Here is a 16,205-nt window from a genome sequence, read left to right as displayed (position 1 = left end):
AGCGCCGCCGTGCCCAGAACCGTCTCCCCCGAGGTCGCCGGTTCACTGAGGCGGCTGGGCCTGCGACCGCGGGAGCTGGTGCTCTACGTCAATTCCGCCTGCAACCTGCGCTGCCAGCACTGCTACGTCGGCGATCGACTGCTCGACGCGGCGGAGAGCTACCACGCCCCGGATCTGGTCGCCTTCGCCGCGAGCTTCCCCGGCCTGCGCCGGGTCACCGTGCTCGGTGGGGAACCGTTCCTGTACCGGGGGATCAACGAGGTGCTCGGCGGCCTGACCGCGCTCGGCGTCGGTGAACTGCGGGTCACCACCAACCTCACCGGCTTCTTCCACTTCGACTCGGCGAAGGCCGAGCCGTCGGACTTCCTCGTCGCGGTGAGCCTGGACGGCCACAGCGCCGAACCGCACGACTCGGTCCGTGGTGCCGGCACCTTCGCCAGGACCAGCGCCAACATCCGGTGGCTGGTCGACCGCGGCTGGACCGTGGAGATCACGCACACGGTCACGCGGCCCACCGTGGACGAACTCCCGTCGATGCTCGCGCTGTGCCGGGAACTCGGCGTCCGCCTGCTGAACCTGCACCTGGTGTCGCCCATGGGAAACGCACTGGCGCACCCCGAACTGGTGGTCGGCCCGGACCACTGGGCCGAAGCCTGCGCACGGCTGCGCGGACTCGCCCGGGACGACGGTGACCTCCGCGTGCGGTATCCGCCGTTGTTCGTCAGCGAAGCCGAGTACCGGGCGCTGTGCGCGTCAGGTGAGTACCACCCGCACGCGGCGGGCAGCTTCTACGCCGACGGTGATCGCGTGGTGCTGTACCCCAACGGGGAGGTCTACATCTCGTCGGAGGCGTTCGGCACCGACGCCCTCCTCGGCCGCGTCGAGGAGGGCCGCTTCAGGGCGAATCCTGGGCGGGACAACGAACTCACGCGGTACGCGGCCGATCCGACGGTGAACGCGAGCGAGTACACCGGCGGCCGGTCCGGCAGCCACGACCGCCCGCGGGTGCTCTCCGTGTCGTACAAGCGGATCATCCGCGTGTAGAAAGTTTCGCTCCTGGAATGAATCTTCGCGGGGTGTCAACTGTCGGTATTTCACAGTTTTAACGTGTTCGAAACCCACGGCGGCGGGCAGCGTAGCGGGCGGCCTGAAGGCGCGCTGAAGCCCGGCTGACCTGGCCTGTTGGCCATCGCCAGTCACCCACAGGGAGCAGTGGGTACGTTACCGGGAAAAAACCACCGGAAAGTCGGTACTTCCTGGGAATCAATTCTGCTGTAGTCGAACGGTCACACATCTTCTCCTCCTCCCGCACCCCGCGGACACCGGAAGGAATGCCCGATGAAGACCAGCAGGTGGGCCAGTCTGCTCAAAAAATCCGCGATCGTCGTGGCCGGCGCCGCGACGGCGTTCGGTCTCGCCACCGCGCCGGCGGTGGCCGCGCCCCCGACGCCGGACGGCGGCGTGCAGCCGACCGTGGTCGGCGGCACCAAGGCGGCGCAGGGCGAGTTCCCCTGGATGGTGCGGCTCTCGATGGGCTGCGGCGGGGCGCTGTACAAGCCGAACATCGTGCTGACCGCGGCGCACTGCGTCAGCCGGACCGGCGCCAACACCGGCATCACCGCCACGCTCGGCGTGGTCGACCTGCAGAGCTCCAGCGCCATCAAGGTGAAGTCGACCTACGTCTACCGGTCGCCCACCTACCCCACCTCCACCGGTGGTGACTGGGCCCTGATCAAGCTGGCCTCGCCGGTGAACAACATCCCGACCCTGCCGATCGCGACCAACACCAGCTACAACAGCGGCACCTTCGACATCGCCGGCTGGGGCGCGGCCACCCAGGGCGGGGCCCAGCAGCGGTACCTGCTCAAGGCCAAGGTGCCGTTCATCAGCGACACCCAGTGCAAGTCGGCCGGGGGCAGCTACTCCGGCCTGATCTCCGCCGCCGAGATCTGCGCGGGCGTGTGGGCCACCGGTGGCACCGACACCTGCCAGGGCGACTCGGGCGGCCCGATGTTCCGCCGCGACGCCAACAACGCCTGGATCCAGGTGGGCATCACCAGCTGGGGCGAGGGCTGCGCCCTGGCGCAGAAGCCGGGCGTCTACACCGAGGTGAGCACCTTCGCCTCGGCGATCGCCTCCGCCGCGAACAGTATCTAGCACTCCAGTGGCCTTCGGGGCGCGCACCACGCGCGCCCCGAAAGCCATGTCCGGGGACGGAGCTCAGCCGCGTTCGATGAGGTGGCCGACCACGTCCGGTCCCGGGTGAGCCGCACCGGAACCGTCCCGCCGCAGGTCCACTTCGGGCAGTTCCACCGGCGAACCACTGGACGAGGAACCCGCGGGCCGCGGGCCGATCCAGCCGACGGCCAACCCCGTCTCCCCCTTCAGGAACCGGTGCGTCCGCACCCCGCCGGTACCCCGGCCCTTCGCCGGGTACTCCTCGAACGGCGTCACCTTCACGCTCTGCCCGGTCGCGGTGACCACCATCGGCTCGCCGTGTTCACCGTCATCCGTCCGCAGCGCGCCGAAGAAGACCACGCGGGCGTCCGCGCCCACGTTGATCCCCGCCATACCGCCGCCCTTGAGGCCCTGCGGCCGGACCAGTGAAGCCGCGTACCGCAGCAGGGAAGCCTGCGAGGTCAGGAAAGCCAGCGTCTCCGAACCGTCGGTCAGCCAGGTCGCGCCGACCACCTCGTCGCCGTCCTTGAGCGAGATCACCTCGAACTCGTCGGACCGCACCGGCCATTCCGGCGCGCAGACCTTCACCACCCCGTTGCGCGTGCCGAGCGCGAGCCCCGGCGAACCGGCGGCCTGCTCGCCCAGCGGCGCCACGCCGATCACCCGCTCGCCCTTCTCCAACGGCACCAGCTCGCTCGCCGCCATGCCGCCGCGCAACGAGACCGTGCCCACCTGTTCCGGCAGCACCGGCAACGGCAGCACGTCGGTCTTGAACGCCCGCCCGCTGCTGGTGATCAGCAGGATCTGCCCGCGCGCGGTGGAGTGGACCACCGCGGCGACCGCGTCGTGCCGGGCGCGGCCGTTGCGGCGACGGCCTTCCGAGACCTCCTCCGACTCGGCCGCGGTGCGCGCCACCAGCCCGGTGGCGGACAGGATCACCTGGCACGGGTCGTCGGCCACCTCCAGCGGGCCGGCCGGCTTCGAGGCGGCGAGCACCTCCTTGAGGTCACCGTCGATCAACGCGGTCCGGCGCTCGCTGGAGAACTCCTTGGCGATCTTGCCCAGCTCGCTGGAGACCACCTTCTTCAGCACGGACTCGTCCTCGAGGATCTTGGTCAGCTCGGCGATCTCCTCGCGCAACTGGTCCTGCTCGGCCTCCAGCTCCAGCCGGTCGTACTTGGTCAGCCGGCGCAGCGGGGTGTCCAGGATGTAGGTGGCCTGGATCTCCGACAGCTTGAACTGCGACATCAGGCCGTCCTTGGCCTCCTGCGCGTTCTCGCTGTTCCGGATCAACCGGATCACCTTGTCGATGTTCAGCAGCGCCTTGAGCAGGCCCTCGACCAGGTGCAGCCGTTCCTCGCGCTTGCGGCGGCGGTACCGCGTCCGCCGGGTGACCACCTCGTACCGGTGCGCCAGGAACACCTCCAGCAGCGCCTTCAGCCCGAGCGTGCGCGGCTGCCCGTCGACCAGGACCAGGTTGTTGATGCCGAAGGACTGCTCGAGCGGGGTGAGCCGGTACAGGTCGGCCAGCAGCGCCTGCGGGTTGACCCCGACCTTGCACTCGATCACCAGCCGGGTGCCGTTCTCGCGGTCGGTGAGGTCCTTGACATCGGCGATGCCGGTGAGCCGCTTGGACTTGTTGACCTCGTCGGTGATCTTCTCGATGATCCGCTCGGTGCCGACGCCGTAGGGCAGTTCGGTGACGGTGATCGCCTGGCGGCCGCGGCTGCCCTCCAGCGGGCCGGTCTCTACCTTGGCGCGCATGCGGACCACGCCGCGCCCGGTCTCGTACGCCTTGCGCACCTCGTCCAGGCCGAGCAGCAGGCCACCGGTGGGCAGGTCGGGCCCCGGCACGAACTCCATCAGCTTGTCCAGCGTGGCGTTCGGGTGGTTGATCAGCCAGCGCGCGGCGGTGATCACCTCGAACATGTTGTGCGGGATCATGTTCGTCGCCATGCCGACGGCGATCCCGGAGGTCCCGTTCACCAGCAGGTTCGGGTACGCCGCGGGCAGCACCGACGGCTCGGCCAGCGAACCGTCGTAGTTGGGCCGGAAGTCGACGGTGTCCTCGCCGAGTTCCCCGACCAGCAGCATCGCTTCGCGCGACATCCGCGCCTCGGTGTACCGGCTGGCCGCCGGGCCGTCGTCCGGGCTGCCGAAGTTGCCGTGCCCGTCGACCAGCGGCACGTTCATCGAGAAGTCCTGCGCCATGCGGACCATCGCGTCGTAGATCGCGGTGTCGCCGTGCGGGTGGTACTTGCCCATCACGTCACCGACCACCCGCGACGACTTCACGTACGCGTGCGTCGGCCGGTAGCCGTTCTCGTTCATGGAGAACAGGATCCGGCGGTGCACCGGCTTCAACCCGTCGCGCGCGTCGGGCAGCGCGCGGGAGTGGATCACCGAGTAGGCGTACTCCAGGTACGAGTCCTCGATCTCGGTCTTGATCGAGTTGTCGTACACGTTCGCCCCGGCGCGGTCGAAGGCCGACGGGTCGATCTTGGTCGTGGTTCCCTTGCGGCGAGCCATTTCTCTCCTAGTCGATCGACGCGGGGTTACGCGTCGATGGCTTCCTGGTCGACCCGGTGCGAAGATTCGACGAGCCAGTTGCGGCGCGGTTCGACCTTCTCGCCCATCAGCAGTTCGAGTGCGGCTTCGGCGGCTTCGGCATCGTCGAGGGTGATCCGGCGGACCGAGCGGGTGGCCGGGTTCATCGTGGTCTCCCACAGCTCGTCGGCGTCCATCTCGCCGAGGCCCTTGAACCGCGGCACCGGGGTGACGATCTGCTTGCCCGCCGCCTCCAGCCTGGCCACCGTGCTCTCCATCTCCCGCTGGGTGAAGGTGAAGATGGTCTCCGGGTTGCGCCCCTTGGTGACCACCTTGTGCAGCGGCGGCATCGCGGCGTAGAGCCTGCCGTCCTCGATCACCGGCCGCATGTACTTGGCGAACAACGTGATCAGCAGGGTCCGGATGTGCGAACCGTCCACATCGGCGTCGGCCATCAGGATGACCCGGCCGTAGCGCATCGCGGGCAGGTCGAAGGTGCGGCCGGTGCCGGCCCCGAGCACCTGCACGATGGAGGCGATCTCGGCGTTCTTCAGCGTGTCCCCGAGGCTGGCCTTCTGCACGTTGAGGATCTTGCCGCGCAGCGGGAGCAGCGCCTGGTACTCGGAAACCCGCGCCATGCGCGCCGAGCCGAGTGCGCTGTCGCCCTCCACCAGGAAAAGCTCCGCGCGGGACACGCCGGTGGAGCGGCAGTCGACCAGCTTCGGCGGCATCGCGGCGCCTTCGAGCGCGGTCTTGCGGCGCGCGGCGTCCTTCTGCTGCTTCTGGGTCAGCCGCACGCGCGAGGCGTCGACGATCTTCTGCAGCACCGTCTTGGCTTCGGTCTTGGTCCGGCGGTCCTCGGTCCACGCCTTGATGTGCCGCTCGACCACGCCCTGGATCACCTTGGTGATGCCCGCGGTGGACAGCTCGTCCTTGGTCTGCGAGGTGAACTGCGGCTCCGGGATGCGCACGTGGATCACCGCGGTCATGCCCTCGAGCACGTCCTCGATGGTCGGCGGGTCCTCCTTGGGCTTGAGCAGCCCGCGGGTCTTCGACACCGCCTCGTTGATCGCCTTCACCGCGGCGCGGTCGAACCCGCGCTTGTGCGTGCCGCCGTGCACGTTGCGGATGGTGTTGCTGAAGCACTCCACCGTGCGCTCGTAGCCGGTGCCCCAGCGCAGCGCCACCTCGACCTCGGCGCGCCGTTCCACTTTGGACTGCATCACGCCGTTCTCGTCGGCGGCGTTCTCCCGGTAGGTGCCCTCACCGGTGATCAGCAGCGTGCCGGAGACCGGCTTTTCGTTGTCCGGGGCCAGGAACTCGACCATGTCCTGCAGGCCGTTGGGGAAGTGGAAGGTCTCCTCGCTGATCGAGTCGTCCACCGCGGTGCGCAGCACGTAGGTGACGCCGGGCACCAGGAACGCGGTGTTGCGCAGCTTCATCCGCACGGCCTCGGTGTCCAGCGCGGCGCCGTTCTCGAAGTACCGCGCGTCGTACCAGTACCGGATGGACGTCCCGGTGCGCTCACCGCGCTTCATCTTGCCGGTCACCTGCAGGCCGGAGCGCTGGGTGAACTTCGCCTTCGGCCCGGGACCGTCGAAAACGCCCGGTTTCCCGTGCGCGAACGACATCTGGTGCACCTTGCCGCTCTGCTTGACGGTCACGTCGAACCGGTGCGAGAGCGCGTTCACCGCCGAGGCGCCGACGCCGTGCAGGCCGCCCGAGGTCTTGTAGCCGGAACCGCCGAACTTGCCGCCCGCGTGCAGCCGGGTGAGCACCAGCTCGACCCCGGACAGGCCGGACTTGGCGTGCACCCCGGTCGGGATGCCGCGGCCGTCGTCGTCGACCTGGACGCTGCCGTCGGCGTGCAGGGTGACCACCACCTTGGTGGCGTACCCGGCCACGCCCTCGTCGGTGGAGTTGTCCACCACCTCGGAGAACAGGTGGTTGATGCCGCGGCTGTCGGTGGACCCGATGTACATGCCGGGCCGCTTCCGGACCGCTTCCAGACCTTCCAGGTGGGTGAGGTCGTTTGCCCCGTACAGGGACTCGGCAGAAGCAGTCACAGGGTCGTTCTCCCAGCTCACGGCGTGCGAGGCACGCCTGATCTCGACATGGGCGGCGGCGCGCGGCGGCGTCTCACCCTACTCGAGACTAGCGGGCACCCCCGACCATATGTTCGGTCGAGGGTGCCCGCGTGTCAGGTCGGAGAGCCCAGGATCACCCGCGCACGGCGCGATGGTACTGCGCCAGGACCTCCCAGCGCGTCACCGCGCGGTCCAGGAACATCAGGCTGTCGAACCCGCAGTCGCACGGGTTCGCCTCCCGGGTGTCCTGCGGGAAGCTGCCGCCGATCTTGATCCCGCGCGGATCGGTCGGCGAGCTGAGGTGCGGGCCGGGCCCGTCCAGCTCCCAGGGATCACCCGGGGTGACGTAGGTGCCCGGCAACGGCCTGCCGTTGCGGTAGAGCGCCATCTTCCCGGTGTCGAAGTCGAAGGTGGCGGCCAGGAACACCCACTCGTCCGGCGGCAGGATGCTCCGCCAGTCCTGCTCGGCGGCGAAGGTCTGTGACGCTCCGCTGTCGAGGCGGCGGCCGAGCGCGACCACCTTCAGTTCCCCGTTGACCTGGATCAGCTCCAGCAGCGCCCGCACGCCGTGGCCGTCGGATGTGCCGGAGAGCACACCGGCGAGGCCGACGGCGTTGTAGAAGTCACCCGTCGCCGGCGTGTTGGAGTTGGGGGCCGGGTTGGCGGCGGACATCCGGAACCAGCCCATCACCGTGGTCTCGCGCACCGCGTTGAACGCGCGCATGCTCGGCACCCCGGTCGGCGAGTACAGCCCGGCCTTCCAGTCGTCGTTGCCCGCGGTCTCCGGCGCGACCTGCTTGGTCCGCAGGTGCGTTCCGCTGGCCGGATGCGCGCCACCGGGGACGCGCATCTCCTGGCCGCCGTTGACCAGGTCCAGCGTGGTGCCGGAGAAGCCCTGGTCCAGCTCCCGCGCGGGATCGCCCGGAGCCGGGTGCTCGAAGTCGTAGTACGCGACGAGGTCCGGTTCGAGCGAGGGCAGGACGTACTCACCGGCCGCCGAGGCGGGCGTGGTGAGCGACAGGCAGCCGAGCACCGCCAACGCGCCCGCCAGCAGGCGCCTAGACATGCTTCACGTCCTTGACGCGCCAGATCTTGCCGTTCGCCTTGGCCAGTACGAAGAGTTCGTCGGAACCGTCGGCGCCGAACCGCAGGTCGATGCGGTCGTCCCCGGCGAAGTCGGCCATCGTCTTCTCGTTGCCGTCGGTGTCGAACAGGCGCAGCTGGTGCATGGTGGCCAGCTTCCTGGCGCCGTGGCGCATCTCGCCGGAGTCGGTGTACCAGATCCGGCCGTCCACCAGGTCGCCGAACAGGTACTTCCCTTGCAGGAACGGGATGTTGTCGCCGCGGTAGACAAAACCACCGGCCACCGCGTGCCCGCTGTCGGCCCCGCACGGCAGGCCCGGCGGCGGGTCGTGGTCGTAGGCGGCCACGGGGTAGGTGTAGCGGTACTTCGCGTCGTCGGCGGGCAGCGGGTAGAGGTTGCACTTGTCGGACCGCTTGAACACGAACGGACCTTCGCGCTCGCCCCAGCCGAGGTTGTCCCCGGCGCGCACGTCGTAGATGGACTCGATCTCGTGCTCGCCGATGCTGCCGACGTAGAGCCGGTTGCGGCCGCCGGTGTCGAAGCTGAACCGGTGCGGGTCGCGGAAGCCGTACGCGTAGATCTCGCCGAGCGCGCCTTCCTTGCCCACGAACGGGTTCACCGCCGGGATGCCGTACTTCCCGTTCTGGCTGTCGGTCCCGCGCGGATCGATGCGCAGGATCTTTCCCTGCGGTACGGCGAGGTTCTGCGGGTCGTCGCTGCTCACGCCACGCCCGCCGTCACCGACGGCGAGGTAGAGCAGGCCGTAGTCCTGGTCACCCGGCTTCGCCACCGGGTTGAAGCCGATCTGCTGGATCGCGTGGATGTAGCTCATGAAGCCGAGCCGCAGCACTTCCCGCTTCTTGCCGGTGAACACCGGGGCGGCCGGGTCGTCGGCCGTCCACTCGGTGATCACGCTGTGGATCACCGTCTTCGGCTGCGCCCAGAGGTCCGGCGGCTTGGTGGTCAGCGCCGCGTCGGCCTCGGTGTGGGTGGTGTAGAACCGACCGTTCTCGGCGAACTCCGGGTCGAAGGCGACGAAGCCGAACCCGCTGCCGAGGCCGCGGTGCGACCAGAAATCGGGTTCGAAGGTCGCGCCCACGTCCAGGTAGACCTGCGGCACGCCGTTCTGCAGCAAGTACATCCTGCCGTTGAGGTCCGGCACGTAGAGCCGTCCGGAACCGTCGGGGACCTCACCGACGTAGTTGATCCGCGCGTGGCGCTTGATCCGGTCGTCCGGGGTCGGCGGCACCGCCTCGGTTTTCGGCATCTGCGTCATTTCCTCGAGCACCAGGCCGAAATCGGCCAGCGCCGGGTCCGCCGGGAACGGATCGAGGATGGGGTCGTCGTCCTGCGCGAGTGCGGGCGGCGCGGCCAGCGACAGCACCGTGAACACGGTGAGCAACCAGCGCGCCGGCCTGAAGCGTCCGCTCAACTCAGCTACCTCCCACGACGTCGTGAAAGCGCTTTCAAAGGCCAGCGGGAGCAGACATTACCGAGCCGGGGCAGGCCGGGGCAAGAAACGCCGCCAGAGCTGTCCGATTGCGGACAAGTCTATTGAGGACTATCAGCCAGTGCTTCGTCCCAACCGGACCCGGCGGCGAGCAGCGCGCGCCACTGCCGCACGGACTTCGCGCGGCGCACGCCGAGCACCCCGGTCAGCCGGCTTCCCTTGCGGTACAAGGCAACGAACGCACCCTCGGCGATCGATCCCTCGACCACCCTGATCTCGTCGGCACCGCGGAGCAGGCCGAAGGCGGTGAGCTTGGTGTCGTACTGGTCCGACCAGAAGTACGGCACCGGGGTGAAGGGTTCGCCCGCTTGGCCCAACAGGGCCCTGGCCACGTACAGCCCCTGTTCGGTGGCGTTGGTGCGGTGCTCCAGGCGCACGCGGACGCCCGCGTGCTCGTGGAACCAGGACGCCACGTCACCGGCGGCGTACACGCCCGGTGCGGCCGAACACCGGGAATCGCACTGGATCCCGTCACCCAGGGTGAGCCCCGAACCGGCCAGCCAGCCGGTCGACGGGACCGAGCCGATGGCGACCACCACCAGGTCGCACCGCAGTTCCGTGCCGTCGTCGAGCACCACCGCCTCGACCTGGCCCGCGTTGGCCTTGAAGTCGCGGACGGCGGCACCGGGACCGGTGCGCAGGTGCACCCCGCGCTCGCGGTGCAGTCCGGCGACGAACTCGCCGACCTCCGCACCGACGGCGATGCCGAGCGGGACGGGCTCAGGCTCGACCAGCCACACCTCGGCGTCCATCGTGCGCGCGGCGGCGGCGATCTCGGTGCCGAGGAACCCGGCCCCGATCACCACGAGCCGCGTGCCGGGGCGGAGTTCGGCACGCAGCGCCAAGGAATCCTCGAGGCTGCGCAGCATGCGCACGCCGCGCAGGCCCTCGGTACCGGGCAGCGGGCGCGGCCCGACGCCGGTGGCCAGCACCAGCTGCTCGTACGGCAGCTCGGTGCCGTCGGCCAGGCTCACCCGCCTGGCCGCCGTGTCCAGCCCCGCGGCCGGGGTGCCGAGACGCAGGTCGAGGCCGAGTTCGGTGGCCTTGTCCTGCCCGCACAGGCGGATCCGCTCGGCGTCCCACTGCCCGGTGAGCACCTGCTTCGACAGCGGCGGGCGGTCGTACGGCAGTTCCGGTTCGGCGCCGACCAGGGTCAGCGCGCCGTCGTAGCCGTTGCGGCGGAGTCCTTCGGCCGTGGCGAAACCGGCGGCCGAAGCGCCGACAACGACAACGCTCACTCGGTGACTTCGATCGTGGCGGTCGGGCAGACCGACGCCGCCTCGCGGACCGCCTGGTGGTGCTCGGGCGCCGGCGACTCCTCCAGCACCACGACCAGGCCCTCTTCGTCGTCCTGGTCGAACACGTCCGGTGCGGCGAGCACGCACTGGCCCGCACCACAGCAGCGGTCCCGGTCGATCGTGATCTTCATCGGCGCCTCCAGTCTTCGCTACCGGACATTGTGCCCATCCCGGCGTCGAGAAATTCCTCAGCCCGGCTCGACTCACACGCTATCGCGATTCGGGGTGACCCGGAGTGATCGCGGGGGCGGCGACCACTCCGGGCTCCACGGCCGGGCCCCCGCCCGCCCGTGAAGTCTGCGCAGGAAGCTGAGCACGCCGGCGGCGCCGTCGCCCCATCCCGCCCCACCTGGGAGAACCGGCTTCTCGTAGCGCCCGCCGGAGCGCAGCAGGATCAGCTCGGCGATCCGGGTGGCCCCGGCCCAGAACTCCTCGTCCCCGGTGGCCAGCGCGACGTCGGCAAGCGTCTCGCCGATCCCGGCCAGCCCGTGGACCTGCGAAACCGAGGGCACGCGCGGTGCCGCGGTCAGGCAGGCCCGCGCCCCCTCCTTGGCCAGTTCGAGGTAGCGGTCCTCGCCGTAGGCCCGCGCGGCGGCCAGCAGCGGCGGGACCAGTCCGGCCACGCCCTGCCACCAGTCCGCCCCGCTCGCGGGCGCGGTCCGGCGGCGCAGCACCCGCGTCCGCTCGGCCACCTCGGCCCGCAGCCGCTCGAACAACCGGACCGCCGCGGCGCCGGTGGCCGGATCGCCGGTGGCGCGGTGGTGCGCGAGCAGGAAGGCGGCGATCCCGGCCTGGCCGCGGGCGAAACCACGCTCGGTACCGGTATCGGTCAAGGCGCGGCGCGCGCATTCGTCGGCGACGGTGAAGTTCTCCGACCGCTCGGCGACCGACTGCAGCAGCAGGTGACCGATGCCGATCCCGGCCACGCCGTGCACGTAGTCCGCGGGCTCGTGGCCGTCCAGTTCGAGCGCCGGCCCCGGCAGCCCGGCGGTGGCCAGGAACAACGCGGTGCCGGTGCGCCCGGAGAACAGGCCGTTCGGCGGGGGGACCGGGGGCGGGTGCTCGGTGATCCGGCGCGCGAGCTCCCGCGCGACCGGCACGCCGGCGGTGTGGTGCAGCAACTCCATGCCGAGCCCGGCGGCCCCGCGGTAGACGTTCGTGGCGAGCGGCTCGTCCTCCAGCGCGCGTACGGCGTGGCGCACGCAGGCGGCCACCGTGCTCTCGATCGCCGACTCCAGCAGGTCGCCGGTGATCTCCGGCTCGGCGGCCTGGAGCGGGCTCGCGCGACGGCGTCGCCCGGCGCGGACGTCCTTCACCGCGGCCACGCGCTCGGCCGGGTCGAGGCTGAGCAACCGCGGCACCAGGCCGCCGGACTCCACCCGCCGGTACGCCAGCAGCGTGCGGTCGAGGTTCCGCAGCGGGTCCGGGTCGGCGGTCACCGGTTCCAGTCCGGTGGCGGCGAAGAACAGCGTGGCGCCGAGGGAGAAGTAGTCGTCCTCCGGCACCGCCGCGCGATCGCTGTGCTGGTCCGGCACGCTGTAGCCGGGGGTCCAGCCGGGCAGCTGGTAGCCGTCGTACCGGCTGGTGCCGAAGTCGACCAGCGTGCAGCCGCGTTCGGCCAGCACGATGTTCTTCGGGGACAGGTCGCGGACCACCACCCCGCGTTCGTGCACCGCGTCGAGCACGGCGACCAGTTGCGCGGCCAGCGGCCCGATGCGCCGGACCCGGCCGGTTTCGGCGAGGCTCTTCGCACCGGCGTCGCTGGTGACCAGGTACTCGTTCTCGTCGATGCGGAAGTGGTCGAGCAGCTTCGGCACGCCGTCGACCCCGGCCAGCGCCTGGAGCACCCGGCGTTCGTTGCGCAGCTGCCAGCGCAGGTCGATGCCCTCCTCGTTCTCCCCGACGAAGGCGGCGGCCCGTTTGAGCACCACGGCGTCACCACCCGGGCCCAGCGCGCGGTAGATGTTCCCGGACGGCCCGGAAACCACGCGGTAGCGGCCGATCCGCCCAGGCTCGGCCACCGGATCGTTGCGGGGGAAGGGGTCCGGCACGCCGTCCGGTTCACGCACCACCGGCCGGAGGTCGCCGTATTCGTCCACATCGAACTGCGGGGCGAAGGCGCCGAAGCGGTAGTACACCGGCGCGTCCGGCCGGAACCGCCGTGCCCCGGGGACTTCGGGGGCGGCCAGTCCGGTCAGCGCGGCGGCCAGGTCGGCCGCCAGCCGGACCGCCACCTCGTCGGCGGCGTGCACGACCAGCGCGTGGCCGGTGGTGGCCGGGTCACCGGCGTTCAGCTCGCGCAGCACGCCCGGCGAGCGCACCACGCGGAACTCGCAGTCGGCGGAGAGCAGGATCGGCAGCGCGAGTTCGAGGGTCTGGCCGAGGGTGACCGGGCGGGCCGAGACGTGGATCTTCCAGCCCTGCGCGGGAATCGTGCCGCGACCGCGCACCCCGGCCCAGTTCCCGCGCACGGTGATCCGCCGCCCGGCGGCGATTTCCCCGAGCCGGTCGAGCACTTCTTCTGTCATTTCGGCGTGCTGCCCCCTCTCCCCGGAATTCCCGCACATCGGGAAGGGGCAGTCCAGGCGCCGAACGGTCCAACACGGACCTGACGAATAACACCGGTGGGTCAGCGGGTGATGTGCCAGAGGATCGCGTTGTGCGCGTGGTGGGCCTTGTCGTGGCCGCGGAACTCGACCTCGTGCACGCTCGCGCCCGCGGTCACCGCGATCGAGCTGGTGCTGAAGAAGCCGCCGGTCCAGCTCTTGTTCGACACCACCGCGACGCTGGTGATCTTCGCGTACGGCAGCGAGACCAGCGCGGTCTTCTTGCCGACGAACGACTTGTCCTGCACGATCACCCGCCGGTCGGTGATGCCGATGAACCCGGTGCCCGCGCCGATGGCGTCGTAGACCGCGATCACCTTCTCCCCCTCCAGCAACCCGCTGACGATCTGCTCGTACTGCGCTCGCCTGTCGAACACCGGCTTGTCCATCGAAAACCCCCTCGTCGGCTTGATCTTCACCGTACCGTCGCACCATGGGGAGTGACGATGTCCGCGAGCTGGTCGTCTCGGGTTCGTTCGCGGAACTGCGGGACCGCGCGTACGCCGGGAGCACCTTCGCCGCGGAACTGTACGACGACCTGGGCGCCCTGCTCGGCTGGGAGAACGAACTGCCCGCGCTCGAAGCCGCGGGCAACGCCTACGCGATCCGGCGGATGGCCGTGCAGCGCTCGTTCGACGACGACCTGACCGGCCTGCGCGCGCTGGCCGACCAGGGGCACCGGCCGTCGGAGGAGATCCTCGTCCGACGGCTGGTCGCGCAGGAGGCGATCGGCGAACTGCGGGCCAGGGCGGCCGCCGGGTCGTACCACGCCGCCACGGAACTGCCCTGGCTGCTCATCCGGCTCGGCAGGCTGGACGAGGTGCGCGCGGACGCCGAAGCGGGCGACTGGGCCAGCAGGTCCGCCTACGTCCGGCACCTGCTGCGCGCCGGCGAACCCGCCGAGGTCGAACGCCTGGCCCGCGCCGGCGACACGAGTGTGGCCGGCACCCTGGCGTACCACTACGAAAAGAACGGCGAACTCGAAAAGGCGCTCGAAGCACTGACCTGGGCGGGTCCCGGGGGTGATTCGACGCGGGAGCGGCTGCTGGGCGCCCTCGGCCGCACCGACGAGCTGCGCGCCCTCGCCACCACCAGCCGGAACGCCCATCGAGAACTGCTCGAGCTGCTGGCCAGGCAGAAGGACGTGGCCGGGTTGCGCGAGTTCGCCGACGCCGGGGACCTCAAGGCCAGGGACCTGCTGATCGACGTGCTGGGCAGGCTGCGGCTGACCGACGAACTGCGGCCGTACGCCGAAGCGGGCCACGCGTGGGCCAAGATCTATTGGATCACCGCCTTCCGTGAACGGGGTGACGAGCGAACGCTGCGCCGGCTGGCGGACGAGGGCGGGGAGCTGGCCGAGCAGGCGCTGGTCCAGCTGTTCCGCGAGCAGGGGCGTGACGAGGACCTGCGCCGGTACGCCGAATCCGGCTCCGAAGTGGCGCAGCGCGAACTCGCCAACCGGGCTCGCCGAGCCGCGCGCAAACCACCGCCGCCGAAGCCGGATCTCGACACCTACCGCGCCCGCGCGCTGAACGGCGGCGGCAACGGCGCGTGGATCAACTACCTGGACGCGCTGGAGGAGCAGGGCCGCGACGACGAACTCCGGTCGCTGGTCGAGGCCGGGCATGCGGGCGTGGCCCACCACCTGGCCCGGGTGCTGGTGCGGAAACGCCTGTTCCAGGAGCTGGCCGACCGCGCCGAGGCCGGGGACGCCCACGCCGGGCGGGCGTTGGCCAACGTGCTCGACCCGCCCCCGACGGAGGAGGACCGCCCGGACTACTGATGGTCCGGGGAGCGCGCTGTGGTGCAATCACCGCATGTCGCGAAAGAGCCGCCCCTGCCCGTGTGGATCGGGTGAGCCGTACCCCGGTTGCTGCGGCCGCCTGCACGACGGCGAAGCCACCGCGGCCACCGCCGAGCAGCTGATGCGGTCGCGGTTCAGCGCGTTCGCCGTCGCCGACGCGGACTACCTGCTGCGCACCTGGCACCCGGACACCCGCCCGGCCTCGATCGAGTTCGATCCGGCGCAGCGGTGGACCTCGCTGGAAATACTCGGGCGCACCGGCGGCGGCCTGCTGCACACCGAAGGCACGGTGGAATTCGTGGCGCGGTACCGGGCGCACGGGCATGACGGCGAGTTACGGGAGAACAGCAGATTCCTCCGCGAGGGTGGTCAGTGGTGGTACCTGATCGCACTAGCCGATCGGTAACGCGAAAAGAATTCGTCCTACCTCTTCGAGTGAAATCCCCCGGCCCGCATTGCGTTTCCGTTCAGCGGCAATACCGTAAAAATCGGACATCCACGGTCTTGGACGGGAGGCGGACATGTCGTCGAGCACGGCACCGGAAAACGCGACGGGCAGCCAGGCTGCGGCCGAAGACGACGACGGCATCAAGGACTTCCGCCTGCGCTGGACGCTGACCGGCCCGAAGAGCGGCAGCGTGGAGTTCGAGATCGCCGGCCTGCTCAGCCTGTACAACGACAACCACAGCTACCTGATCGACGGCAGGCTGCGGATCGTCGCCGGGCACGCCTACTACCGCGAAATCGGCAATCCGCGCATGTTCGTCCGGCGCAACGGCGGTGAGGCCAGCGGCCGCCAATGGGGCTGGGACCTGATCAGCGGGAAACGCACCTGCGAAAAGCTGTGCACGATGGAAACCTATTTCCAGCGCATCGGTTATTGGGCACCGTCGGACCGCAGCCTCATTCTTTCCATCGGCGCCGAGCAGGGCTGGTCCAAGCGGACCCGGTTCAGCCCGCCGGTGGAGGTCCGCATGTGCTGAAGCCGTGCCGGAAGCACGCAAGATCGAAGAAGACTCCCGGTGACCGGTGGAGCACCATGGGTAGGTGCACGCGGGTGGGGTCGGGAGTGGGTGGCTTCGGGGCGTGCG

Annotated in this window: 13 protein-coding genes; 5 read left to right on the top strand and 8 right to left on the bottom strand. The window is 70.2% G+C overall.

All coding sequences use genetic code 11. The features are described 5' to 3' along the window. The first annotated feature begins 9 nt into the window (after positions 1-9). Both JYK18_RS19255 and JYK18_RS19250 read left to right on the top strand, forming a co-directional pair. The gene (locus tag JYK18_RS19255; protein ID WP_206803345.1) at positions 10-1,044 is read left to right on the top strand and encodes a radical SAM protein; all 1,035 of its coding nucleotides are present in this window, start codon (positions 10-12) and stop codon (positions 1,042-1,044) included. A 294-nt stretch (positions 1,045-1,338) separates the two neighbouring features. After that, positions 1,339-2,157 carry a trypsin-like serine protease gene (locus JYK18_RS19250; protein ID WP_206803344.1) on the top strand — a complete coding sequence of 273 codons (819 nt, stop codon included), beginning with the start codon at positions 1,339-1,341 and terminating at the stop codon, positions 2,155-2,157. Between the two features lie 63 nt (positions 2,158-2,220). Here the strand turns inward: JYK18_RS19250 and JYK18_RS19245 are convergent, their stop codons facing one another. The 8 genes from JYK18_RS19245 to JYK18_RS19210 all read right to left on the bottom strand — a co-directional run bounded on the left by JYK18_RS19245 (position 2,221) and on the right by JYK18_RS19210 (position 13,699). Continuing rightward, entirely contained in the window at positions 2,221-4,707 is a 2,487-nt protein-coding gene (locus JYK18_RS19245; protein WP_206803343.1) for a DNA topoisomerase (ATP-hydrolyzing) subunit A, read from the bottom strand. A 26-nt stretch (positions 4,708-4,733) separates the two neighbouring features. After that, positions 4,734-6,791 carry a type IIA DNA topoisomerase subunit B gene (locus tag JYK18_RS19240; RefSeq protein WP_206803342.1) on the bottom strand — a complete coding sequence of 686 codons (2,058 nt, stop codon included), beginning with the start codon at positions 6,789-6,791 and terminating at the stop codon, positions 4,734-4,736. A gap of 154 nt (positions 6,792-6,945) precedes the next feature. Continuing rightward, entirely contained in the window at positions 6,946-7,878 is a 933-nt protein-coding gene (locus tag JYK18_RS19235) for a hypothetical protein (RefSeq protein WP_206803341.1), read from the bottom strand. Then, positions 7,871-9,328 (bottom strand): sorbosone dehydrogenase family protein, encoded by a 1,458-nt coding sequence (locus tag JYK18_RS19230; protein ID WP_242579273.1) that lies wholly within the window; start codon positions 9,326-9,328, stop codon positions 7,871-7,873. The genes JYK18_RS19235 and JYK18_RS19230 overlap by 8 nt, the downstream gene beginning before the upstream one ends. A 119-nt stretch (positions 9,329-9,447) precedes the next feature. Continuing rightward, positions 9,448-10,644 carry an NAD(P)/FAD-dependent oxidoreductase gene (locus JYK18_RS19225; RefSeq protein WP_206803340.1) on the bottom strand — a complete coding sequence of 399 codons (1,197 nt, stop codon included), beginning with the start codon at positions 10,642-10,644 and terminating at the stop codon, positions 9,448-9,450. Beyond that, a complete protein-coding gene (locus tag JYK18_RS19220) occupies positions 10,641-10,835 on the bottom strand; it encodes a ferredoxin (protein ID WP_153035399.1) in 195 nt (64 codons plus the stop codon). Before JYK18_RS19220 ends, JYK18_RS19225 begins: the two co-directional genes overlap by 4 nt. A gap of 72 nt (positions 10,836-10,907) precedes the next feature. After that, positions 10,908-13,232, bottom strand: a complete 2,325-nt coding sequence (locus JYK18_RS19215; RefSeq protein WP_206803339.1) for a lanthionine synthetase LanC family protein — start codon at positions 13,230-13,232, stop codon at positions 10,908-10,910. Positions 13,233-13,333: 101 nt separating this feature from the next. Further along, a complete protein-coding gene (locus tag JYK18_RS19210; RefSeq protein ID WP_206803338.1) occupies positions 13,334-13,699 on the bottom strand; it encodes a PH domain-containing protein in 366 nt (121 codons plus the stop codon). 44 nt (positions 13,700-13,743) lie between these two features. Here JYK18_RS19210 and JYK18_RS19205 point away from each other — a divergent pair, with 44 nt between their 5' ends. The 3 genes from JYK18_RS19205 (at position 13,744) to JYK18_RS19195 (ending at position 16,097) form a co-directional block, all read left to right on the top strand. After that, on the top strand, positions 13,744-15,093 hold the full coding sequence (locus tag JYK18_RS19205; RefSeq protein ID WP_206803337.1) for a hypothetical protein: 1,350 nt from the start codon (positions 13,744-13,746) through the stop codon (positions 15,091-15,093). Between the two features lie 34 nt (positions 15,094-15,127). Beyond that, positions 15,128-15,520, top strand: coding sequence for a YchJ family protein (locus JYK18_RS19200; protein ID WP_206803336.1), 393 nt, complete (start codon positions 15,128-15,130; stop codon positions 15,518-15,520). Positions 15,521-15,635: 115 nt separating this feature from the next. Beyond that, the gene (locus JYK18_RS19195; protein ID WP_242579272.1) at positions 15,636-16,097 is read left to right on the top strand and encodes a hypothetical protein; all 462 of its coding nucleotides are present in this window, start codon (positions 15,636-15,638) and stop codon (positions 16,095-16,097) included. Positions 16,098-16,205 lie beyond the last annotated feature (108 nt).

Origin of the sequence: Amycolatopsis sp. 195334CR (assembly GCF_017309385.1) — a bacterium.
Lineage (GTDB): Bacteria > Actinomycetota > Actinomycetes > Mycobacteriales > Pseudonocardiaceae > Amycolatopsis.
This window is presented reverse-complemented; position numbering and strand designations above follow the sequence as displayed.